The sequence below is a fragment of the Haloplanus rubicundus genome (assembly GCF_003342675.1).
Lineage (GTDB): Archaea > Halobacteriota > Halobacteria > Halobacteriales > Haloferacaceae > Haloplanus > Haloplanus rubicundus.
Window position 1 is genome coordinate 2,531,330 of the sequence record NZ_CP031148.1, and the last position, 19,876, is coordinate 2,551,205.

At 68.5% G+C, this 19,876-nt stretch carries 23 protein-coding genes, 1 tRNA gene and 1 other RNA gene; 8 read left to right on the forward strand and 17 right to left on the reverse strand.

What is annotated here, in order from left to right:
* The first annotated feature begins 372 nt into the window (after positions 1-372).
* Positions 373-918: a DNA starvation/stationary phase protection protein DpsA gene (gene dpsA / locus DU484_RS13985; protein ID WP_114606252.1), complete on the forward strand. Its 546-nt coding sequence runs from the start codon at positions 373-375 to the stop codon at positions 916-918.
* Positions 919-933: 15 nt separating this feature from the next.
* Here dpsA and DU484_RS13990 read toward each other — a convergent pair whose 3' ends face one another.
* The 6 genes from DU484_RS13990 to ffs all read right to left on the reverse strand — a co-directional run bounded on the left by DU484_RS13990 (position 934) and on the right by ffs (position 4,063).
* Positions 934-1,332: a metal-dependent transcriptional regulator gene (locus DU484_RS13990; protein ID WP_114586578.1), complete on the reverse strand. Its 399-nt coding sequence runs from the start codon at positions 1,330-1,332 to the stop codon at positions 934-936.
* Positions 1,333-1,519: 187 nt separating this feature from the next.
* The gene (locus DU484_RS13995) at positions 1,520-2,308 is read right to left on the reverse strand and encodes a DUF7260 family protein (protein WP_114606253.1); all 789 of its coding nucleotides are present in this window, start codon (positions 2,306-2,308) and stop codon (positions 1,520-1,522) included.
* Position 2,309: 1 nt separating this feature from the next.
* Entirely contained in the window at positions 2,310-3,218 is a 909-nt protein-coding gene (locus DU484_RS14000) for a DUF7551 domain-containing protein (protein ID WP_114606254.1), read from the reverse strand.
* Positions 3,215-3,388 (reverse strand): hypothetical protein, encoded by a 174-nt coding sequence (locus tag DU484_RS19605; RefSeq protein WP_157969365.1) that lies wholly within the window; start codon positions 3,386-3,388, stop codon positions 3,215-3,217. Before DU484_RS19605 ends, DU484_RS14000 begins: the two co-directional genes overlap by 4 nt.
* A gap of 127 nt (positions 3,389-3,515) precedes the next feature.
* Positions 3,516-3,641: a hypothetical protein gene (locus DU484_RS20475; protein ID WP_262342796.1), complete on the reverse strand. Its 126-nt coding sequence runs from the start codon at positions 3,639-3,641 to the stop codon at positions 3,516-3,518.
* A gap of 111 nt (positions 3,642-3,752) precedes the next feature.
* Positions 3,753-4,063, reverse strand: an RNA gene (gene ffs / locus DU484_RS14005) — signal recognition particle sRNA.
* Between the two features lie 91 nt (positions 4,064-4,154).
* Between ffs and DU484_RS14010 the strand changes: the two genes are divergently transcribed.
* Positions 4,155-5,408: an MgtC/SapB family protein gene (locus DU484_RS14010; RefSeq protein WP_114586581.1), complete on the forward strand. Its 1,254-nt coding sequence runs from the start codon at positions 4,155-4,157 to the stop codon at positions 5,406-5,408.
* Between the two features lie 63 nt (positions 5,409-5,471).
* On the opposite strand, the gene DU484_RS14015 is transcribed toward DU484_RS14010, so the two are convergent.
* On the reverse strand, positions 5,472-5,879 hold the full coding sequence (locus tag DU484_RS14015; RefSeq protein ID WP_114586582.1) for a DUF7548 family protein: 408 nt from the start codon (positions 5,877-5,879) through the stop codon (positions 5,472-5,474).
* A 103-nt stretch (positions 5,880-5,982) separates the two neighbouring features.
* Between DU484_RS14015 and DU484_RS14020 the strand changes: the two genes are divergently transcribed.
* Positions 5,983-6,480 carry a LabA-like NYN domain-containing protein gene (locus tag DU484_RS14020; protein WP_114587278.1) on the forward strand — a complete coding sequence of 166 codons (498 nt, stop codon included), beginning with the start codon at positions 5,983-5,985 and terminating at the stop codon, positions 6,478-6,480.
* On the opposite strand, the gene DU484_RS14025 is transcribed toward DU484_RS14020, so the two are convergent.
* Positions 6,477-7,376, reverse strand: a complete 900-nt coding sequence (locus tag DU484_RS14025) for a DUF7847 domain-containing protein (RefSeq protein WP_114586583.1) — start codon at positions 7,374-7,376, stop codon at positions 6,477-6,479. The genes DU484_RS14020 and DU484_RS14025 overlap by 4 nt on opposite strands.
* A 91-nt stretch (positions 7,377-7,467) precedes the next feature.
* Between DU484_RS14025 and DU484_RS14030 the strand changes: the two genes are divergently transcribed.
* Entirely contained in the window at positions 7,468-7,914 is a 447-nt protein-coding gene (locus DU484_RS14030; protein WP_114586584.1) for a TIGR00725 family protein, read from the forward strand.
* Here the strand turns inward: DU484_RS14030 and DU484_RS14035 are convergent.
* From DU484_RS14035 to DU484_RS14055, 5 genes are all read right to left on the reverse strand, one after another.
* Positions 7,911-8,285: a TrmO family methyltransferase domain-containing protein gene (locus DU484_RS14035; RefSeq protein ID WP_114586585.1), complete on the reverse strand. Its 375-nt coding sequence runs from the start codon at positions 8,283-8,285 to the stop codon at positions 7,911-7,913. The genes DU484_RS14030 and DU484_RS14035 overlap by 4 nt on opposite strands.
* A 42-nt stretch (positions 8,286-8,327) precedes the next feature.
* The gene (gene dph2, locus DU484_RS14040; RefSeq protein WP_114606255.1) at positions 8,328-9,362 is read right to left on the reverse strand and encodes a diphthamide biosynthesis enzyme Dph2; all 1,035 of its coding nucleotides are present in this window, start codon (positions 9,360-9,362) and stop codon (positions 8,328-8,330) included.
* Between the two features lie 129 nt (positions 9,363-9,491).
* Positions 9,492-10,520 carry a hypothetical protein gene (locus DU484_RS14045; RefSeq protein ID WP_114586587.1) on the reverse strand — a complete coding sequence of 343 codons (1,029 nt, stop codon included), beginning with the start codon at positions 10,518-10,520 and terminating at the stop codon, positions 9,492-9,494.
* Positions 10,521-10,641: 121 nt separating this feature from the next.
* The gene (locus DU484_RS14050) at positions 10,642-11,808 is read right to left on the reverse strand and encodes a tubulin/FtsZ family protein (RefSeq protein ID WP_114606256.1); all 1,167 of its coding nucleotides are present in this window, start codon (positions 11,806-11,808) and stop codon (positions 10,642-10,644) included.
* Between the two features lie 405 nt (positions 11,809-12,213).
* Positions 12,214-12,297, reverse strand: a tRNA-Leu gene (locus DU484_RS14055).
* 189 nt (positions 12,298-12,486) lie between these two features.
* On the opposite strand from DU484_RS14055, the gene DU484_RS14060 reads away from it, so the two are divergent.
* The 3 genes from DU484_RS14060 (at position 12,487) to DU484_RS14070 (ending at position 14,816) form a co-directional block, all read left to right on the forward strand.
* Entirely contained in the window at positions 12,487-12,708 is a 222-nt protein-coding gene (locus tag DU484_RS14060) for a hypothetical protein (protein ID WP_114586589.1), read from the forward strand.
* A 435-nt stretch (positions 12,709-13,143) separates the two neighbouring features.
* A complete protein-coding gene (locus tag DU484_RS14065) occupies positions 13,144-14,199 on the forward strand; it encodes a sensor histidine kinase (protein ID WP_114586590.1) in 1,056 nt (351 codons plus the stop codon).
* A 122-nt stretch (positions 14,200-14,321) separates the two neighbouring features.
* Positions 14,322-14,816, forward strand: coding sequence for a hypothetical protein (locus DU484_RS14070; RefSeq protein ID WP_114606257.1), 495 nt, complete (start codon positions 14,322-14,324; stop codon positions 14,814-14,816).
* An 88-nt stretch (positions 14,817-14,904) separates the two neighbouring features.
* Here the strand turns inward: DU484_RS14070 and DU484_RS14075 are convergent, their stop codons facing one another.
* From DU484_RS14075 to DU484_RS14085, 3 genes are all read right to left on the reverse strand, one after another.
* Positions 14,905-16,215 carry an amidase gene (locus DU484_RS14075; protein WP_114586592.1) on the reverse strand — a complete coding sequence of 437 codons (1,311 nt, stop codon included), beginning with the start codon at positions 16,213-16,215 and terminating at the stop codon, positions 14,905-14,907.
* Positions 16,216-16,289: 74 nt separating this feature from the next.
* Positions 16,290-17,237 (reverse strand): mechanosensitive ion channel family protein, encoded by a 948-nt coding sequence (locus DU484_RS14080; RefSeq protein WP_114586593.1) that lies wholly within the window; start codon positions 17,235-17,237, stop codon positions 16,290-16,292.
* A 76-nt stretch (positions 17,238-17,313) separates the two neighbouring features.
* Positions 17,314-17,805, reverse strand: coding sequence for a CBS domain-containing protein (locus tag DU484_RS14085; protein WP_114606258.1), 492 nt, complete (start codon positions 17,803-17,805; stop codon positions 17,314-17,316).
* Positions 17,806-18,028: 223 nt separating this feature from the next.
* On the opposite strand from DU484_RS14085, the gene DU484_RS14090 reads away from it, so the two are divergent.
* On the forward strand, positions 18,029-18,517 hold the full coding sequence (locus tag DU484_RS14090) for a hypothetical protein (protein ID WP_114606259.1): 489 nt from the start codon (positions 18,029-18,031) through the stop codon (positions 18,515-18,517).
* A gap of 13 nt (positions 18,518-18,530) precedes the next feature.
* Here DU484_RS14090 and DU484_RS14095 read toward each other — a convergent pair whose 3' ends face one another.
* Entirely contained in the window at positions 18,531-19,844 is a 1,314-nt protein-coding gene (locus DU484_RS14095; RefSeq protein ID WP_114586596.1) for an MFS transporter, read from the reverse strand.
* Between the last annotated feature and the right edge of the window lie 32 nt (positions 19,845-19,876).

Sequence of the window (19,876 nt, forward strand, 5' to 3'; positions counted from 1 at the left end):
AAAAGCTCGATCAGAAGCCAGCGGGCCTCCCTTCGGTCGGCTCTTGGCCCGTTCGCTCACGGTACCCGAACTCGACGGCCACACCGACACGGGCGAGTATCTCGTGTCCGACGGAAGAAGCCGTGACACGACGCTCGGCAGACCGCCGTGGCCCTACGTCCCGGCCGGAATCGGATCGCTCACAAAATATCATAATACATATACATCTTCCGAAGCCGGACCGATTGCTCCGACGGCGAATAGGGCGTCAAACACCACATACGAGCGCCGAGACACTCGTACTCACGGTACGGATGCCGATTTTTAGGCCGTGCGAAAAATTGTCTGACTACTGAAAAGTTTAAGACGGTGGCGCACGAAGTACCGGATGTAATGAACACCCAGAAGAACGTTCGTCAGAATGCGGGCACGGTCGGCGAGAACCCGGTGCGGCTGGACGAGGAGAAGACGGAACAGATCGTCGAGGCGCTGAACACGGACCTCGCGGACGCGTACGTCCTCTATCACCAGCTCCACAAGCACCACTGGAACGTCGAGGGCGCGGAGTTCCTCGACATCCACGTCTTCCTGCAGGAGGCGTACGAGGCAGTCGAGGAGGCGGCCGACGAAATCGCGGAGCGCCTGCAGGCCATCGGCGGCGTCCCGAACGCGAGCATGGGGGCGCTCACCGAAGCCTCGACGGTCGAACCCGAGGACGAGGACGTCTACGACATCCGCACGTCGCTCGCGAACGACCTGGAGATGTACGGCGACATCATCGAGAGCTACCGCGAACACGTCGAACTCGCAGAGGGGCTCGGCGACTACGCGACGGCACAGATGCTCCGCGAGCAGCTGATCGACGTCGAGGAACACGCCCACGTCCTCGACCACTACCTCGAAGACGACACGCTCGTCCTCGAATCGGCGACGAACTAATCTCCGACCCCCATCCTACTGCCGCGGCGAATCGGGCCGGTCGTCGGCCGACGCGGCGTCGGCATCGAGCAGCGTCGTCGCGAGTCTGTCGACGACGGTCGGGCTGATCGCCCCGACCAGCGTCATCGCCTCCCGTTCGTGGTCCGGCAGGTCGAGCACCTCGTCGAAAAAGCGCGAGAGCGTGACGTACGTCCCGTACAGGTCCGCCGCCCGTTCGCGGCCCTCCGCCGTCAACGCCGCCCCGTCGTAGGGTTCGTGCGCGACCAGTCCCCGTTCGTCGAGACGCTGGAGCATCTCGGTCGTCGCGGCGGGCGAGCGGCCGACGGCGTCGGCGACCGTCCCGGGCGGAACGGGGACGTTCCCGTGACGCTCGGCGCGGTACAGGACGAGGAGGTACTGGGGGGTGCCGGTCATCGTCCGCGACGCTCCTGGCGAGTGGGACACGCGTCGACCAGTCCGCGTCGGTTGGCCGCAGGCGCCACGGCTCACTCCTCCGTGTCGTCCGCGTCGTCCGTTTTCTCGTCCTCCGGCACGCCGAAGAAGCCGGCGTAGACGCCCGCCCACAGGCGCCCCCGGCGCCGTCGGGTGAGTCCCTGCACGGTCAGGCCCTCCGCACTAGGTGATCCCGGACGGCGCGTTGACAGTTCAGACACACCGCGTCGAGACGGGCGACCGTCGACAGGACGGGGTGATCGACCGGGAAGTCCGCGTAGAGACACGGCACGAGCGTCCGGTGGTCGATCCCTGCCCCCGAGTTCGGCGCGGTGGACTCGTCGAGAAACGCCTGTCGTCGGTGGGCGAGGTCCCGACAGCGGTCGCGATGGGTAGCGAGCGTCTCGTGGCGCACCCGGAGCGCGTCGAATCCGAGGTCGGTCAGCGGCGTCTCGTCCGCGTCGGCGAGCCGTCCGGTGACCGCCTCGACGGTCGACGCCGCGTCGCCGAGTGCCGACCGTTCGCGGTCGAGGGCGGCCACCAGCGTCTCGGCTTCCACCCGTCGGGCGTGCGTCTCCGCGACGATCGCCTTCTTGAGTTCCGCCGAGAACGGCACGTCCGTCGTCGGAGCGAGGGCGACGGCGATGCCGTCCGTCAACTCGGCCCGGATGGTCGAGAGGAGAGGCTCGGAGTCGTCCGTGTCGTCGAGGCTGTGGGGACGGATCGTCTCGGCGAAGGCGGTCCGGACGGTGCGACAGCGGTCGGCCGCGCCCGACTCGCCGTGTCGGCGCGGGCCGGCAGTGGCCGTGACGCCGGCCGCGGCCGACGGCGTCGGGTCAGTCGACAGGTCGGCGACGCGCTCGGCGAACGTCTCGACCGCCTCGCGCTTTCGCTCGACCGCCTCCCGTTCCGCACGGACGCGGGACTGCGCCGACTCGATGTGGGTGGTGACGGTCATCTCAGGCGTCGGAGCGAATCGGGGCACTGATCAGTCCGTTCGGTTCGGCGTCGGCGTCGAGAGCGAGCGTGAGCCGCCAGCCATCGCCGTCGTCGACGGCCCGGAGCGACGATGGGGGACGATCCGGGTGCCGTCGATAGAGACCGACGACGAGCGGGAGGACGGGGAGTCGGCCGCGCCGTGGGAAGAGCGCGTACTCGGACAGGTGGACGTCGACGGATCGGGTGCCTGCGTCGAGGTCGGCCGCCCACGGTGACTGACGATAGGCCCCGAGCAGGCCGCGACGCTGGAGGGACCCGAGAGTATCCGAGAGCGGGTCCTCGACCGGATCGACGGGCGCCAGGCGGGTCGCCGCGTCGGTGAGCACCCTGGCCTGTGCGGTCGGCGTCAGTCGTCGGTCGAGCGTCGTCGCCATCCGTTCGAGCAGGTACAGGCAGAGGCCGTCCGGATCGGCGAGGGCGTCGGCGACGGCGTCGTAATCGCTCGTGATCGCCCGCTCGGTGGCGTCGTGGCCGGCGTCCGAGAGCGTCTCGAACACGGCGGCCGCGACGCGATGACAGAACTCGACCAAGTCCCGGTTCGACGGCTGGGCGGCCGCACCGTCGAGAACGGGCGTGGAGAGCGTCCACGTGTCCGGGTCGGGGTCGGCCGCCGAGTCCTCGGTCGCCCGGTCGTCCTGACAGACGATCACGTCGAAGTGTGGATATCGTGGGTCGTAGCGCCGGAGGTAGGCGCGGTACTGCTCGACCGTTCGGGCGGCGGTGCGGGCGGACTCCCGATCCGGGAACCGAGCTCCCGCGGCGGGGACCGGTCGGTCGCCCGTGCGCCCGCAGACGAGGTAGTAGGCGCCGTCGTCGCTCGTGAGGGCGTCGATGCGAGTCCTGAGTTCGGCGAGCGTGTCGCCGATCATCGGTCGCTCACCGTGACTCGTCGTCGGTCGAGCGCCGGACCGCCGGCCCCGGCCCGAGCCGTCGGCACGTCCGCGGTGTCCGTTCCGGAACGGCCCACGACGACTGCGCCGCCGTCCGTGGTCGCAGCCCACCGCGTCGACGGGCCGCCGTCCGTGTCGTCGTTCGGCATAGGATTTAGGGCAACCTAAAAGAATAAAGCGCTTTCGGCTCGCCTAAATCACACCAGTCGACGAGCAGGCGCGTCGTAGCGGCGACGCTATCGGTCACTCGGCGGCGACGAGTTCAGCAGAATCGAGTCACTTCAGGACGTACTGGCAGGCGCCGTCCCGTCCGTTGTCACAGAGTCGTTCGAGCGTGTGGCAGGCGCGTTCGTTACCGTCGCTGCACTCCTCGCGGAGCAACACCATGTCTTTCTGTTTCATACGTTGTCTCGTACCATGCTAACAATTAGCAATGTATTTACGCTTATCGATCGGGCAACGTTAGCCACTATCTCGGACGGCGACGCGACTCGTGGGTCGAGAACGATATGAATGTGGACGGCGGGATTGCCCGGCGTTCCGCTCCGGGGAGTCCCGGTCGCCTCCTCCACCCCGCGATCCTTCGAGCGACGGGCGTCCGGCGGTGGGCTGCTCGCTTCCGCGCCTGACCCGGTGCCACCGACGAACCGCGACGGAGCGTCCCTGCGGATGCGCGCCGCGGACCGCTGTCCCCGAAGGACGAGGCTTCCACGTTGGCTCCCGGGGCCCGAACCGGTCTGACCGGACGCCCCCGAGTTCGGTCCCCGCTCAAGACCGTAGTGCGGGTGGGAGAGCAGGGCCTAACTGCCCGACCTAGTCCACTCTATCGTATGCCGGTTCCTCTTAAGGGCCTTTCGACTCACCGGCCGTTCCATCCCTATCGTTTGACAAGCCAGCGGATAGAGACGCTACACGATGGTCGATCCTTCGGTCGCTCCCCTCAGCGAGATTGTCCTGCGCCTCCTCCTCGCGGCCGGTCTCGGGGCACTCATCGGGCTGGAACGGGAGCAAAGCGAGTCGGGCGGATCGTTCGCCGGAAGTCGGACGTTTCCGCTGATCGCCCTCTACGGAGCGCTCGTTCAGGCGTTCTTTCCGGCCGTCCTTCCGCTCGTCGTCGGCACACTCGTCGTGCCACTCACCGTCGCGTACGTCGGGAAGATCCGGTACGAGGGCGATATCGGATTGACGACGCTCGTGGCTGCCCTCGTCACGATCGTCCTCGGCGCAATGACGACGCATTCGGATCGGGGTGCGGTCGTCGCGATCATCGCTGGGGGCGCCGTCACGGTCCTACTCTCGGTGAAAGATCCGGTACACGAATTCGTCGATCGGATCGAAGAGAGCGAACGCCGGGCGTCGGCGAAGTTTATCCTCGTCGTCCTCGTCGTGCTCCCCGCACTACCGAATCGGTCGCTCGATGCCTTCTACGGGCTCAATCCACGATTCGTCTGGTTGATGGTCGTCTTCGTCACCGGCCTCGGATTCGTGGCGTACCTGCTCGGACAAACGCTCGGCCCCGAACGGGGTATCGCCCTCACTGGGATCGTCGGGGGATTCGTCTCCTCGACCGCAACGACGGTTTCGATGGCGGAGAAGACGACCCGGAACGCGGCGCTGCATCACGTCTGCGCATTCGCGGTCGTCACCGCCTCTATCGTGATGTTTCCGCGAGCACTCATCGAGATCGCAGTCGTCAACCCCGACTTGCTCCCACACGTCGCACTACCGCTGGGAGGGATGACTACCGTGGGTGTGATCGCTGCCGTGGCGCTGTACTGGCGGACTGCCACCGACGAGACGGTCGAACCGGACACGCTCACGAACCCGTTTCGCCTGCGGCCGGCCCTCCTCTTCGGAGCCATCTTCGCGACCGTGTTGCTCGTCGCCGACTACGCCAACGAGTGGTTCGGCGCCTCGGGGGTGTACGTGACCGCGTTCTTCTCCGGCCTCGCCGACGTCGACGCGATGACGATCACGCTGAGTCGACTCGCGGCGGAGGGGACGGTCTCGACGCAGGTCGCCACGACGGGCATCGTCATCGCGGCCATCGCGAACACATTCCTCAAAGCCGTGTTGGCGTGGCTTCTCGGGACCCACCGGTTGGGGTGGCTCGTGTCTCTCGTGCTCGGTGTCGTCGTTCTGAGCGGCCTGGCCTTTCTCGTCGTGTGAACGCCCCAACTCCGGGTGCTCGACCGAGCGGCCGGACGGCGTCGGCGCGGCAAGTCCAGCGCCTCAGAGCACGGCCCGCGCGTACAGCGCGGCGGCGGCGGGGATCACCGCCGTCACGACGACGACGTACCACCGGTGATCGACGATCCACGACGCGGGAAAGCCGAAGAGTGGCTGAAGCGACACCGAGGCCGCCCACAGGAGGGCAACGAGGAGGGCGACGACGCCGAGGGCGAGGGCGATGCCTGCGGCCGTCGTCGGGTCGGTCCGACCGCGCACGCCCGCCAGGAAGACCACGGCGCCGACGAGGGCGAAAAAGAGAACGGCGCCGACGCCGAGGGGGCCGGCGGCGTAGTACCGGCCGAGCTGTGGTCCCCAGCCGGTGGCGACGAGATAGGGGAGGGCGAGCGTGACGACGACGGCGAGACAGCCGGCGATGCCCAGGGCGGGCGCGGCCTGCTCCGTTCGCATACCCCATCCTCCCCCCGCCGGCGGGTTAAATCGCTCGTATCGCCGCCGAGGCGGCGGGGCGATGAGCAAGGAATTTAGTCGCGCGCGCTCCAGTGAGGCCAACGTGACCGACATCCACACGAACCAGCGCGTCGCGATGCTCGCGGACGCGCAGAACCTCTATCACTCGGCTCAGAGTCTCTACTCCCGCAACATCGACTACTCGGCGCTCCTCTCGAAAGGCGTCTCCGAGCGCGAACTCGTCCGCGCCATCGCCTACGTCATCCGTGCCGACTCACCCGAGGAGGAGCGCTTCTTCGAGGCGCTCCAGGACATCGGCTTCGAGACCAAGATCAAGGACATCAAGACCTTCGGCGACGGCACGAAGAAGGCCGACTGGGACGTCGGCATCAGCCTGGACGCCGTGACCCTCGCGAACCACGTCGACGTCGTGGTGCTGTGTACCGGCGACGGCGACTTCTCCCGGCTCTGCTCGCATCTCCGCCACGAGGGCGTCCGCGTCGAGGTGATGGCCTTCGGCTCCTCCACCGCCGACGAACTCGTCGACGCCGCGGACTCCTTTCTCGACCTCTCGGAGCGCGAAGAGACGTTCCTGCTTTAGTCCCACTCGTCGTCCAGCACGCGCTCCTCGACCGACCGTCCGTTCAGCCGGTAGAAGGCCGTGGCGTAGGTGTGCCGGAAGGCGAAAAACAGCGCCGTCGTCGCCGCGGAGACGAGCGAGAGCGCGACCACCTCGGGCGTCGAGAGGCCGAGGCCAACCCCGCCGCCGAACAGTTCGCCCATCCCCGGCGTTCCACCGGCGCCGGGACCACCCGGACTCATCCCGCCGCCGATGGGTCCGGGCGTCTCGCCCGACCCCGCCCCGCTCGTCAGGAAGCGGTAGGCGGCGAACCCGGAGACGGGAAGCGCGGCGAGACCACCCAACACGACCGTGACGACGCTGTAGCCGAGCGTGCTGGCGACGTTACTCCGGACGAAGTCGACGCTTCCGGTGACGGCGTCGACCGGCCCCGCGTCGTCGACGACGACGACCACGGGGTAGAACTGGACGAGAAAGAGGACGACGAGGTACGCGAGCGCGAGGACGACACCGAGGGCCGCACCGGCGAGGCCGACGGGACCGACCGAGCCACCGGCGGCGACGACGGTGACGAGGGCGAGCACGAGGAAGGCGATGCCGAACGCCAACTGGATGCCGAACTCGACGAGGGTCGCGAGCAGAAGGTCGACGTACCGTCCTTTGCCCGTCGCGGTGAACGCCCCGACCGACGCGTCGCCGTCGAGCGCCTCGCGGGCCATCCCGACGACGCCGGCGACGACGAAGGGCGTGAGAAAGAAGGTGAGCAACTGGAGCGCCGCCGGGGCGAGCGGCACCGAGGCGAGTTGGAGGGCGCGCTGTGGGAGGACGACCAGCGCGTAGGCGAGACCACCGAGAAAGAGGACGGGGTTGCGCGAGAGCGCGTCGACCGCCGTCCGGAGGGACTGAACCGCTGACATACCCATGGAGGGGTGTACCGAACACATAAAGCTGGTGAGATGCCCGGACGGCGGGGCCAACGTATAACCCGTCGCTCGCCGACGACCACCCATGCGCGTCAGCGTCATCGGTGGGAGTCGCGTCGACGAGGCCACGGCGGAGCGGGCGCGGGCGGTCGGCCGCCTGCTCGCCGAGCGAGGGTACGTCGTCGTCTGTGGCGGCCTCGGCGGGGTCATGGAGGCGGTCTGTGCCGGCGCGAGCGAGGCCGGCGGCGAGACGGTGGGCATCCTGCCGACGGCCGACCGCCGCGACGCCAACGAGTACGTCGACACCGCCGTCGCGACGGGGCTGGGACACGCCAGAAACGCGATGGTCGTGATGAACGGCGACGCGGTCGTCGCTATCGACGGCGGCGCCGGGACGCTCTCCGAACTCGGGTTCGCCGGCGTCTTCGACCGGCCGGTGGCCGGTCTCGGCACCCACGACGTCGCCGGCGTCGAGGCCGTCGACACACCCGAACAGGCGGTCGACTACGTGGCGGCCGCGCTGGAGGGCTAATCGAGCGGGACCTTCAGATCGATCACCGGACTGCCGTCGGCCATGTCCACCCCGCGAAGGTCGAGGCGGCCGGCCGTGGGGTCGACCGTCTCCACGGCACACTCGGTGACACAGACCGGGTTCGGCCGCGCGGGCGAGCGGGAGGTGAAGACGCCGCGGCCGGGGTCGCGATCCAGCGTCAGCACCGACCGGTCGGCGCGGTCGGCCCACCAGACCACCACGACCCGGTCGCCGTCGAAGCCCGTCAGCCCCTCGCGGTACGCCGGATCGACATCGAGGATACCCTCGGCGTCGTCGCGGAAGCCCTGCCGGGGCGCCTCGCTCGTCGTCTCGAAGGGGGTGTGGACGGTGCCGATGGGGTCACACTCCATGGAGAGCGGAAGAACGGGAGGGGAGAAAAGCGTGGGGAGCGATCACCAGGTGCCGTGGAACGTGTCGAACGAGAGGGAGTCGAGGGGTTCGTCGCCGACGGCGATGCGGTACTCGCCCGGCGTGAGCATCGGTTTGTGGAACTGCGGGCCGTCGTCGGTCGTGATGCGCGGACAGCCGGTGTTGACGAAGGCGTCCATGTCGAAGTTGCGGAGGCGGTCCGGCGTCACCTCGTCCATCGTGATGAGGTAGGCGTCGTCGTTGTCGTTGACGATCTCCTCCGCCATCTCCCAGCGGCCCTGTCCGATCTTCGTACAGAAGATGACGCCCCACTTCTCGGCGTCCATCGCGCGGTGGACGGCGCCGTAGCGCTGCTTCATGAACTTCTCCGTGTCGGCGACGGTGACGACGTTGTTGACGGGGTCGGCGATGACGACCTTCTTGTCCGGATGCTCCATCGCCAAGCCGAGCGGGTGGAACTTCCCGCCGCCGACGTAGAGCACCTGATCGGCGTCGATGTCCGCGGAGGCGTAGTTACAGCCGAGCACCTGCCCCTCGTGGGTGAGACGGTCGTCGCCCTTCCGGGTGTGGACGGTGTAGCCCTCCGATTCGAGCCACGACTTCATCTCCCCGAAGCGGTTCATGTGCTGGGCCGTGGTGACGAGACCCACGTCCTCCTCGGGCAGTTCCGCCAGCGCATCCTCCATCATCGGGAAGGGGTCGACGTTGGAGAAGAGGGGGACGTAGATGATCTTCTCGGACTCCTTCATCGGCGAGTGGCCGAAGTGGACGAACACGTCCGTCCGGCGCATGAGGTAGGTGTCGAGGTCGCAGGCGCCGTAACAGGGCTGGCCCGAGAGCATGTAGGTCACGTCGTCGTCGGTGAGCGCGCGGAGGTCGTCGGCGACGGCGGGACCGCGACGCTTCAGCCCCTCGGGGAACTGGAGGCCGACCTTCGTGGCGTTCCGTTCCTCGACCGCCTCGACGATGCGGTCGAGTTCGTAATCCCACTCCCGGTCGTGTTTGAGGGACATGCCGGTGTTCCGGAGGTCCCCCTCGGTAGACGCGTCCTGACTCATTACCGCTCCGTTGCCGGCGTGGGCGGTTAAGGTCCGCGCTTCGGGGTGGCGCGTCGGACGGGTTCTCGTACGCCAGTACCGGTGGGTCGCCGAGAGGGTCGGGCGAACCACCGGTGAACCGTTACAGTATCAGTTCGGCGTGGTCCGCCCGGTGATCCCCGACACCCGCTCGACCGCCTGCGGCGCCAGGCGCTCGGAGTAGCCCGCCGCGAACGCCACGAGCAACAGGAGCGCCGGGGTGAGCGTCCCACCGTCGACGACGTCGATCACGCCCGCGGTGAGACCGAAATACAGCGCGACGGCCGAGAGGCTACCGATGAACACGCGGGCGAGCACCACCCCGAGCGGCGTGAAGTTCTGCGGGACGTTCGTCGACGTGGCGGTCTTCGACGCCGAGCGCACGCCGAACAGGGCGGCGCCGAGCGCACCGACCAGCGGGACGTAGAGCACGAACGTCGGGAGCGTCACGTCCGACGCCGCGAAGGGGTTCACCTGCGTCACGCCGAACAGGAACACCGTCAGCGCGACGATGCCGAGTCCGAGCAGGTAGCGCAACTGGCGCTGGAGGTAGCGGCGCTTGGCGTGGTTGTTCTGGTTCGCCTCGTCGACGAGGTATCGCGCCCGGATCACCGCGTGCACCGACGGGTCCCGCCGAACCTGCCCGCTCCGGTCGAGGAGGAGGTCGGAGACGGCCTCGCGCCGCCACCCGGTCAATCGATCGGTCGCCTGGCGGTGAATCTCCACGGCGCGCTCCCGAACGAGTTCCGACTCCCCGTCGCGCAGTCGGTCGTACGCCTCGTAGCCGTAGAGGTCGACGCGCCGCGCCGCGTGAAAGCAGACCCACGCCTGATCGATGTGGCCGTGCTGGAGATGTCGCGCGGACTTGTCGAGTAGCGTCTCGACGTGCGTCACGAAATCCCGGTCGACAGCCGGTTCGTCGCCTCCTCGCGATGCTTCGAGACGGTCCAGTTCGTCCAACAGCGCACCGAACTCCGCACAGTACGCCGACAGCCGGCCGTCGAGGCGGTCGTACGCCGCGCCGCTCCCGCGGTCGTGCCACCAGTTCCGCACGCGCGCCGCGGGACCCGGCGTGTCCCGAGGTTCACACCCCTGCAAGGAGCGATGCTCGTCCGTCTCCGCCGTGGCCTCGTCGCTCATACACCAATACAATGACACTTGAAGGGATAGCCCTTCCCCTGATACGGAGTATTGTACCCGGTTACCGGTGGGTCGCCGAGACGGTCCGGTGACCCACCGGGACTGACTTCCAATACCCGTATCAGAACAGGGGATCGAGGCCGTCCTCGTCGCCGTCGCCGCTCCACGTCAGGTCGTGCAGGCCCTCGGGCCCCTCGGATTCGATCTCCTGCATCCGGCGCTGGGCCTCGACTGCGACCCCTTTGAGTTCCTCGATCCGGGGCACGTCGGTGACCCCCGAGAACAGCACGACTGCGGCGACGTAGTCCGAGTCGAGGGGGTAGTCGCCGCCGCGGACCTCCATGCTTCCCGTCGTTTCTTCGAGCCAGCGCCGGGCGCGTTCGATCCCGCGGCGGTCGAGATACTCCGGGGGGCCGGCGACGACGAGGAGGGCGCGTTCGGCGCCCGCGAGTTCGCAGGGGAGGGTGAGCCGTCCGAGCGCGGCCCGGCGAACCGTCGACAGGACCCGGTTGGTCGCGTCACCCACGTCCGGTGCCGGCTTCCGTCTGGCAAACAGGCGCGCTTTCGGGCGCTCGACTGCCGTCGCGGCGTATCCGACCGTCGATATCCCGCCGCTTCCGAGGGTGTTGATGATCTCGCTGGCGTCGACGACCGACTCGCCGACCGCCTGTCCCTCCGTGATTTCGCCCGCGGAGAAGAGTACGCCGAGACGGCGGGCGATCTCCACGTTGAGTCGGTCGTAGCCCGTCCGGAGGCTCTCGCCGCTCTCCCGCCACGCGTCGTTGTCGAACAGGATCAGGTTGTCCACCTGCTCGACGAACGTCAGGAACGAGCGGGCGGCGTTGAGGGCGTAGATGCTCCCCTCCGTCCGGCCAGGGAGGATACCCAACCCGTAGACGGGTTCGGCGTAGCGCCGCCGGAGTTCGCGGGCGACGACGGGCGCGGCGCCACTTCCCGTCCCACCGCCGAGACCGGCGACGACGAGGAACGCGTCGATTTCGTGGACCGCCACCTCGTCGACGGCACCCATCACTTCGTTGATGTCCTCGCTCGCCACCTCGGCACCGAGTTCGTTGTCTGCACCGGTCCCGTGGCCCTTGAGTCGCGCCCCGCCGATCAGGATCCGGTGGTCGAGGGGAGTGGCGTCGAGACCGACGAGGTCCGCCCGGGCCGTGTTGACCGCGATGGCGTCCGCGACGAAGCCGACGCCGGCACGGCGGTCGTACTCCATGAGCGCCTCCATCACTTTCCCTCCGGCCTGCCCGACGCCGACGAGCGCGAGTTTCATGTGCGCGATGTGTACGTGAGGCGAAAGTATGAATCGCGGGGGTGCGCATAGGGATCATCGAAAGTCAGCAGCGATTCTCGCCGAGACGGTCCGGTGAGAATCGCTGGACCGTTACGATACCCCCCTATCATACGGGTTGTTGTACCTGTTTACCGGTGGTTCACCGAGACGGGTCGGCGAACCACCGGTACTGACTTACAATACACCGTATCAGTCGGTACTCCGCGGCTGGCGTCGCGAGAAGGTTTTTGCGAGGGAAGAGCGCTCCGAGAGCGGTCTTCCGCATCTTCCGGCGTGAACCGGGCGATGCGAGGGAAGGGATTTGAACCACGGTCGGACGTGCGTCCTCCCTGCTTCAAATCCCCTCGTGCATCTCGCTCGGCCCGTGGTGGGGCCTCGCTACGATGCGAGGGAAGGGATTTGAACCCTTGGACCTCTACAGGAGCGGATCTTGAGTCCGCCGCCGTTTCCAGGCTTGGCTACCCTCGCACGCGGTCCTCGCTTGTGCGCCCCGGTATTTGCGTCCTGTGGTTTCTCGTCCGGCGACTGTCGGGGTCCGACCGCGCCGACGGCGGCGTTCGGGAGACCGCCCGCCGGACACGTGCTCCGTCCGTCCCCCACGAGAGCCGACCGTCGGCATCCCGACACGTTTTCACCGTCCCTGCCCTCCGCGGAAGCATGGCCACGACGGTCGACACACCCGACGCGGACGAGGCGTGTGCGTACTGTGAGTCGCGGATCTTCGACCACGACCCCATCTGTGTCCGCGACTGCGACGACGACTGTGGCTCGCCCACGTACTTCTGTAACTACGCCTGCCTCTCGGCGTACGTGGACGAACACGACCTCACCGCGGGCGACGCGTGTGAGTGGCCCCCCGACGAGGGCGACCGTTGCTGATCGAGGGCATCCGCCCGTGGTCGCGTTCGCCGTCCGGGACGGCCGCCGAAACGTTTATGTGGATTGGTAACGTACACCAAAGTCCGGGTGGAGTCACGGGGACTCACCGGACGACTGCATCGCTCCGAACGGAGTGACGCAGACGAGAGGTACAACCGAAGCCCCCGTAAGAGGGGAACGAGGTACACGCCTCGACGGAGGACCGCAGCGACCCGATTCCCGGCCGCCATGGCGGCGGGGCGCGAAGGCCAAGTACCGGACCGCGTGTGAATGCGGTTCGGGAACCTGGGGAACCAGCAGGGCCGTAAGGGTCGTGGAAAACGTCTCCCGTCCGGGTCCAAACCGGGACTTCTCCCGATTCGTTTCTACCGCCGAGTCACGACACTACCGATACGTACGGTTAAGACGACGCACGTCGAACGCTCGCCGAGAGCGATGCCCGAGCCGTGCCGGACGCTGCAGAACGCCCTGAACGCACTCGACGACGTGTTCTACGTCTACGACGAACGCGGTCGGTTGATCTTCTGGAACACCCGCCTGAACGAACTCTTCGCCCTGGACGACGAGCGGATAGCGGAAATGCGGCCCGTGGACTTTTTCGTCGACGCCGACCGGCCGGCAGTCGAAGCCGCAGTCCAGCGAATCTTCGACGAGGGGGAGACGGTCGTCGAGGCGTGGGCCGATACGACGGAAGGACGGATTCGCTTCGAACTCACGGGGCGGAAGCTGACCGACGACGGGCACACCATCGGGTTCTGTGGCGTGGGTCGCGACGTGACCGACCGCCGCGAGCGGGAGCGGCAGGTCGCGGCACAGAACGACCGCCTCACGCAGTTCGCGACGATTCTCGTCCACGACCTGCGAAACCCGCTCGCCGTCGCCACGGGGTATCTCGACCGCTACCAGGCCGACGGCGAACCCGCGGACATCGAGCGTGTCACCGACTCGCTGGAACGGATCGAACGCATCGTCGACGACGTACTCACCGTCGCCATGGAGGGGCAGGCGGTGATCGACGCCCGACCGGTGTCGGTCGGCGACACCGCCCGGAGCGCGTGGGAGATGATCGACGCCAGCGACGCCAGCCTCGACGTGCAAACGACGCTCGTCGTCGACGGCGACGAGTCGCGGCTCCAGCGACTGTTCGAGAACCTGTTTCGAAACAGTGTGGAGCACGGTTCCACGGACGACCGACACAAAAGCGGCGACGAGGGCGGCGAACACGCCGGGCCGTCGATAGCCGTCACCGAGACGGGGGCGGGCTTTGCCGTCGCCGACGACGGACCCGGCATCCCCGCCGCGGAGCGTGAGCGAGTGTTCGACCCCGGAGTCACGCAGTCGGAGGACGGCACGGGGTTCGGCCTCTACATCGTCCGGACCATCGCGGAGGCCCACGGCTGGACGGTGGGCGTCACCGAAGGGGAGCGTGGCGGCGCGCGCTTCGAGTTCACGACGACGCCGGTGGGCATGCCCGGCGACGGCGGTCCGTGAGGACTGATACGGTGTATTGTAACTGTGTACCGGTGGTTCGCCGGGGCGTCTCGGGGTACTGACTCACAATACGCCGTCCGAGAGCCGAGGGCTTTTATCACTCGTCACCTAAGAGCTGCCGAATGTTCGACGACACGGGTCGACGGCGATTTCTCCAGCTCGCCGGCACGGGAACCGCCGCCTCGATGGCCGGCTGTAGCGCACTCTCGAACCACAACGGCGGCGCCGGGGGCGAGGAGACGGAGTCCGCGACGGTGACACTCGCCGTCCAGCCCGACCAGCAGTCGCTCCAGGAACTGCAGTCGGAGATTCAGTCACAGGTCCAGTCGGGCGAACTCGACCGAATGCAAGCACAGCGGGAGTTCCAGCAGCGACGGGCCGAACTGACACGGAACGCCGTCGACGAATTCCGGAACCGGACGGGCAACGTCTCGGTCAGCGTCGACGACACCGTTTCCCAGTTCGGCGTGATGCGCGTCTCCGGCGACCCCGCGGCCCTGATCGAGACGCTCTCGTTCGAGGAGGTGAGTGGCCTCTTCCCGGCCTCCGCGTTCGAGCAGGCACAGGCACAGGCGGGCACGTCGACGGCCTCGGGCACCGAAACGCCGACCGGATAGGCCGGTCATACGGATTAGTGTAAGTCATTACCGGTGGTTCTCCGGACCGTCCCGGCGAACCACCGGCGAACAGTTACACTAATTCGTATCAGGCGTCCACCGCGCCCACGTCCGCGACGGCGTCGGCGACGTCCTCGCCCCACGCCAGCAAGGACTCGTCGCCGCCGAAGGGTGCGACCACCTGCAGTCCGAGGGGCAGGTCCCCGACCCGACCGCAGGGCACGGTGAGCGCCGGGACGCCGGCGTTGGTCCACGGCAGGTTCATGATCGGATCGCCGGTGTCGTCGATGCCTTCGGGCGCCGGACCGGGGGCGCCGGGCGAGATCAGCAGATCCACGCCGACCTCCCGGGCGTGTTCCCCGATGCGTTCGCGCAGGTCGAGGCGGGCGGCGCGAGCGTCGGCCAGTTCGTCGACGCCGACCTCCCGTCCCTCCTCGATCAGGGCGGTCGACTCCGGGGCGTACCGGTCGCCGTAGGCGGCGTGCCACTCGGCGTGGGTGAGCGCGAACTCCGCGGCGGCCAGGGCGTCGTGGTTCGCGTTCACCGCGTCGATGTCGTCGAACACCGACACGCGTCGCACCTCGTAGCCCGCGTCGCTGAGGGCGTCGGCGCCGGCCTCGACGCCCGCCCGCCCGGCGTCGGTCGCCTGGTCGAGATACGGTCCCTCGACGACGCCGACGACCGGCGGCGCGTCGGGGTCGACCGGCTCCCACCCGTCACAGAGCACCGCGGCCGCCCGCGACGCGCCGGCCACGTCGGCGGTGAACGTCCCGACGTGATCCACGGAGGGGGCGAAGGGGACGACGCCGTCGAGGGGAATCCGCCCGTAACTCGGTTTGAAGCCGACGATGCCGCAGAAGGCCGCCGGCCGGATCACGGAGCCGACGGTCTGGGAGCCGAGCGCGAGCGGACACATCCCCGCGGCGACGGCCGCGGCCGACCCGCTAGAGGAACCGCCGGGCGTGTGTCCGAGGTCGTTCGGGTTGCGCGTTTTCGGCGGGTCGAAGTAGGCGAACTCGGTGGTTCGAGCCTTGCCGAAGGTGACCGCGCCGGCGTCGCGGAGGCGGGTGACCGCCGCCGACTCCGCGTCGGTGATGGCCGCGGGCGGGACCGACGACCCGGCTGCGGTGAGGTAGCCGTCGACGTGGAAGATGTCCTTGACCCCGACGGGGACGCCGAACAGCGGCGGCCGGCTCGCGGGGTCGTCGTGGCGGGCGTCGAGCGCCGTCGCCTCCCGGATCAGTCGGTCGCGACGACCCGGTTCGGGGAGCATGGCGCCGACGTCGTCGTCGACGGCGTCGAGTCGGTCACACAGGTCGTCGACCAGCGCCGTCGGTCGGCGGTCGCCCGCCCGGAGCGAGCGAGCGAGCGGGGCGAGCGGCTGGGGATCGGAGTGCATATCCACCTACCGGATGCCCCGGCGCATAATCCTTCGGGAGGGGGAAGTTCGCCCGGCGCCGAGCGGGGTCCCGCTTAGCGATTGCGACCGACGGGAAACGCCACCCGGTCGGGTGCGTCGGCGAAGCGGTCGAGGATGTCCCGGTACAGGGCGTTGCGCGCCCGTGTCCCGCGGCGCGGGTGAACGAGATAGCGCAACCGGAGTTCGACCCACGACTCCTTCTGGACGACGTTGACCGTCGGGCGGTCGTTCACGTCGAGTTCGACGGGCGTCTCGGCGAGGCGCTCGCGGTACTCCGCGACGCCCGCCGCCATCTCGTCGCCGAGGTGGTCGACGGCGGCGTCGATCATCACGTCGGCCGCGAAGTCGAGGTCCGTCTCGTAGGCCACCTGCACCGAGAGTTCGTTCCAGACGTGCGGGACGCCCTCCCCGTGGAAGTTGACGACGTGCGAGGAGAGGACCACGCTGTTGGGGACGGTGACGATGCGCCCCGAGGGCTGGTTGCTGGAGACGAGGTCGCCGTCGATCTCCCACACCTCCGTCACGAAGAGGTCGATGGAGGCCACGTCGCCGCGGGTGCCCTCGATGGCGATCCGGTCGCCCACGCCGTAGGGGCGCTTGATGACGATGTAGAACCAGCCGATCATGGAGGCGAGCGCCCCCTGGAGCGCGAAGGTAATGGCGAAGCCGACGACCCCGAGCGAGAACAGGACGCTCACCCAGTCGCGGGTGACGACGCCGAAGCCGGCGACGAGCCCGAGGGCGCCGAAGACGAGCCGGAGGACGTTCCGCACGTCGTGGCGGCGGCGCTTGCTCGCGGTGTGAGCGAGGAGGAACCCCCCGACGAGTCGGTACCCCCCGTACGCCGCCAGGACGACGGCCGCGACGGACAGCACCAACAGCGCCGGCGGGCCGATGGCCACCCCGAACAGGGTCTCGTCGACGCCGAATCGGCGCACGACGCGGGAGCCGGCGTAGAGGGCGACGGCGACGGCGAGGGCGAGGGGACCGGTGTACCGCATACCCACACACCGTCATCCGCGGTAGAAAAACCCGGGGAAGGGCCGACCCCGCTTAGCCGGCTGTGCGTCGACGATATCACTCCGCCGACCGCTCCGGCGTCCCCGTCCCGTCGAGCGAGAGGGGGTCGCCCTCCCAGTCGACGTCGAGGCGGTGTCGGGAGAGATACGGCGCGATGTCGGTCCGAGTGACTAGCCCCAGAGGGCGGCCGCCGTTGCCGGACTCCGGTCGGGCGTCCGGGACCCCCGACTCCGCGCCGTCCACGACGGGGAGACAGGTTACGCCCGCGTCGCGCATCCGGTCGGCGGCGAGACCGACCGGCGTGGTCGGACTGATCGTCACCACCGGCGACGACATGAACGAGTCGACCGTGGGGTTCCCGCCTCCCTCGGCGACGACGGCGACAACGTCCGATTCGGTGACGATGCCCTCGACGCCGTCGCCCGCGGCGACGACGACGGCGTGGACGTCGGCCCGGCGAAGGTGGCTCGCGGCTTCGGCGGCCGTCATGTCCGGCGAAACGGTCGGGACGGCCTCGGTCATGACGGCGGAGACGGGAACGTCGATCATGGATCGATAGTTTCACTGAATCTACTAATAACTACTGTAAGAATTTTCGATATAACAGGTTTCAGCTTATATATGAACACTAAATCTGCTCTCGATATCGTTACTATACACCAAATAGACCGAAAGTAACAGTATTATTGTTTTATCTCTGTCGATGCGTCCAGCGTCGCAGTGCGTCCCGACGACCGAGAACATACATGCTGCCGGGGCGAGAGGACGACGTATGCCTCGGCCCGCCCTCCAGCACGCGCTGCTCGGCGTCGGCATCCTCTGTCTGCTCGCCGCCACCCTCGTCGGCGGCGGGGGACCGGCCGACCCCGACTACGTCCACCACGTCGAGGTGGCGTCGGACGACGAGTTGGCGTACGGACTCACGTACGACGCGAGCGACGTGGTGGCGTACGAGAACCTCTCGGCCCGCGGCCGGACGGTCTTCGACCGCGCCCGGGCCGACTCGCCGTACGTCGTCGGAAACGAGTCGGCGACGGCGCCGGACTTCTCGTACACGAGCGACCACGTCGCCGTCGGCCAGGGACTCTACCCCGTCCGGTACGAGGGGACGGTCTACTCGCTCCGGACCGAACGGGAGAGCGGGGACTTCAACGTCGCCGCGTTGTTCGTCGGCATCGCGCTCCGTGGACTGGGCATCGTCCTCGTCGTGTTCGGCGTCCTCCTCACCGGGTGGCGGCGGTATCGGCGGGGCGCGTCGTAGCCGTTGCCACTCCTCAGCCGTCGCCCACGGCCGGTGTCGACGGCCCGGCGACCTGCGCCTCGCGGCGATGGAGCCAGAGGCCGGCGACGACGGCGAGGAGGGCCGCCGCCGTCGCGATACCGAAGGCGACGCGGTAGCCGGCGACGGTGTAGACGCGGGCACCGTTGATGACCTCACCCGTCCAGTAGGCGTCGAGGACGGCGCCCATGACCGTCGGCAGCGTCGCGGCGCCGACGTAGCCGAGGCTGTTGATGACGCCGGTGACGGTGCCGGCGACGGCCGGTTCGTGGCGCTCCTTGCCGACGGTGAACACGAGGGAGACGCCGCCGTTGGCGAGGAGGGCACAGAAGAGCGCGGCGCCGACGACGGGGAGCGGCGGGACGGTGACCAGCACCCCGTAAGAGAGCGCGAACACGACGGCCGTCGCGACGATGAGCTCCGTCCGCCGGCCGGTCCGGTCGGAGAGCGCGCCGATGGCGGGCGAGCCGAGCACGAACCCGACGTTGCCGACGAGGAGGTACGTCGACGCCCGCGCCACCGAGACGCCGTACGTGTCGGCGACGAAGGGGACGCCCCACAGGCCGAGGACGGTGAAGTTGACGCCGAGGACCAGAAAGAGCAGCAGGCCCATCAGCCACGTCTCGGCCTCGCGGAGGACGGTGCGGGTGTTGGCGACGATGTCCGAAAGGGACGCGGTGTCCTCGTCGGCAACGGCGACGCCGACACCGACGCCCACGTCGTCGTACCCCGCGTCACTCGGTGTGTCCCGTACCGCGCCCGCGACGGCGACGGCGACGACGGCGGTGACCACCCCCGTCGCGAGGATGGCGAGGCGCCACCCCACCCGGTCGATGGCGAGCGCCAGCGGCGTGGTCGCGAGGATGCCCCCCGCGCCCGCCGCGGCGACGGTGTAGCCGGTCATCGTCGCGTACTCGTCCGGCCGGAACCAGTTCGCACAGAACCGCAGGGTGGCGATGTAGCAGACGCTCCCGCCGAGGCCGACGACGGCCCGAGCGAGGAAGGCGACGAGCAGCGTGTCGCTCCGTGCGAACCAGAGGACACCGGCGCTCAACACGGCCAGCCCGGCGGCGCCGACCCACCGCGGCCCGTAGCGGTCGACGACGAGTCCCGCCGGAAGCTGGAGGGCGGCGTAGATGTAGAAAAACGAGGAGTGGAGCAGGCCGAGCTGGGAGCCGGTGGCGTCGAACGTACGCGCGAGCGAGTCGGCGAGGACGGCCGTGGCGGTCCGGTGAAAGTTGACGAACAGGAAGCCGCCGGCGAGCGCGGTCCACAGGAGGAGACGCCGGCGGCGAACCGAGAGAGACATACAGGTCGGTCCGTGGAGCGGCCTCAATAGCG

Excerpts from the sequence above, each read along its gene's own strand:
- DU484_RS14060 (WP_114586589.1), top strand. The coding sequence starts at position 12,487 with ATGGCCACGACGGTCGACACACCCGACGCGGACGAGGCGTGTGCGTAC.
- dph2 (WP_114606255.1), bottom strand. The coding sequence starts at position 9,362 with ATGAGTCAGGACGCGTCTACCGAGGGGGACCTCCGGAACACCGGCATG.
- DU484_RS14000 (WP_114606254.1), bottom strand. The coding sequence starts at position 3,218 with ATGATCGGCGACACGCTCGCCGAACTCAGGACTCGCATCGACGCCCTC.
- DU484_RS13990 (WP_114586578.1), bottom strand. The coding sequence starts at position 1,332 with ATGACCGGCACCCCCCAGTACCTCCTCGTCCTGTACCGCGCCGAGCGT.
- DU484_RS14095 (WP_114586596.1), bottom strand. The coding sequence starts at position 19,844 with ATGTCTCTCTCGGTTCGCCGCCGGCGTCTCCTCCTGTGGACCGCGCTC.
- DU484_RS14050 (WP_114606256.1), bottom strand. The coding sequence starts at position 11,808 with ATGAAACTCGCGCTCGTCGGCGTCGGGCAGGCCGGAGGGAAAGTGATG.
- DU484_RS14090 (WP_114606259.1), top strand. The coding sequence starts at position 18,029 with ATGCCTCGGCCCGCCCTCCAGCACGCGCTGCTCGGCGTCGGCATCCTC.
- DU484_RS14075 (WP_114586592.1), bottom strand. The coding sequence starts at position 16,215 with ATGCACTCCGATCCCCAGCCGCTCGCCCCGCTCGCTCGCTCGCTCCGG.
- DU484_RS14015 (WP_114586582.1), bottom strand. The coding sequence starts at position 5,879 with ATGCGAACGGAGCAGGCCGCGCCCGCCCTGGGCATCGCCGGCTGTCTC.
- DU484_RS14010 (WP_114586581.1), top strand. The coding sequence starts at position 4,155 with ATGGTCGATCCTTCGGTCGCTCCCCTCAGCGAGATTGTCCTGCGCCTC.
- DU484_RS20475 (WP_262342796.1), bottom strand. The coding sequence starts at position 3,641 with ATGAAACAGAAAGACATGGTGTTGCTCCGCGAGGAGTGCAGCGACGGT.
- DU484_RS14045 (WP_114586587.1), bottom strand. The coding sequence starts at position 10,520 with ATGAGCGACGAGGCCACGGCGGAGACGGACGAGCATCGCTCCTTGCAG.
- DU484_RS14080 (WP_114586593.1), bottom strand. The coding sequence starts at position 17,237 with ATGCGGTACACCGGTCCCCTCGCCCTCGCCGTCGCCGTCGCCCTCTAC.
- DU484_RS19605 (WP_157969365.1), bottom strand. The coding sequence starts at position 3,388 with ATGCCGAACGACGACACGGACGGCGGCCCGTCGACGCGGTGGGCTGCG.
- DU484_RS14065 (WP_114586590.1), top strand. The coding sequence starts at position 13,144 with ATGCCCGAGCCGTGCCGGACGCTGCAGAACGCCCTGAACGCACTCGAC.
- dpsA (WP_114606252.1), top strand. The coding sequence starts at position 373 with ATGAACACCCAGAAGAACGTTCGTCAGAATGCGGGCACGGTCGGCGAG.
- DU484_RS14035 (WP_114586585.1), bottom strand. The coding sequence starts at position 8,285 with ATGGAGTGTGACCCCATCGGCACCGTCCACACCCCCTTCGAGACGACG.
- DU484_RS13995 (WP_114606253.1), bottom strand. The coding sequence starts at position 2,308 with ATGACCGTCACCACCCACATCGAGTCGGCGCAGTCCCGCGTCCGTGCG.
- DU484_RS14030 (WP_114586584.1), top strand. The coding sequence starts at position 7,468 with ATGCGCGTCAGCGTCATCGGTGGGAGTCGCGTCGACGAGGCCACGGCG.
- DU484_RS14085 (WP_114606258.1), bottom strand. The coding sequence starts at position 17,805 with ATGATCGACGTTCCCGTCTCCGCCGTCATGACCGAGGCCGTCCCGACC.
- DU484_RS14025 (WP_114586583.1), bottom strand. The coding sequence starts at position 7,376 with ATGTCAGCGGTTCAGTCCCTCCGGACGGCGGTCGACGCGCTCTCGCGC.
- DU484_RS14070 (WP_114606257.1), top strand. The coding sequence starts at position 14,322 with ATGTTCGACGACACGGGTCGACGGCGATTTCTCCAGCTCGCCGGCACG.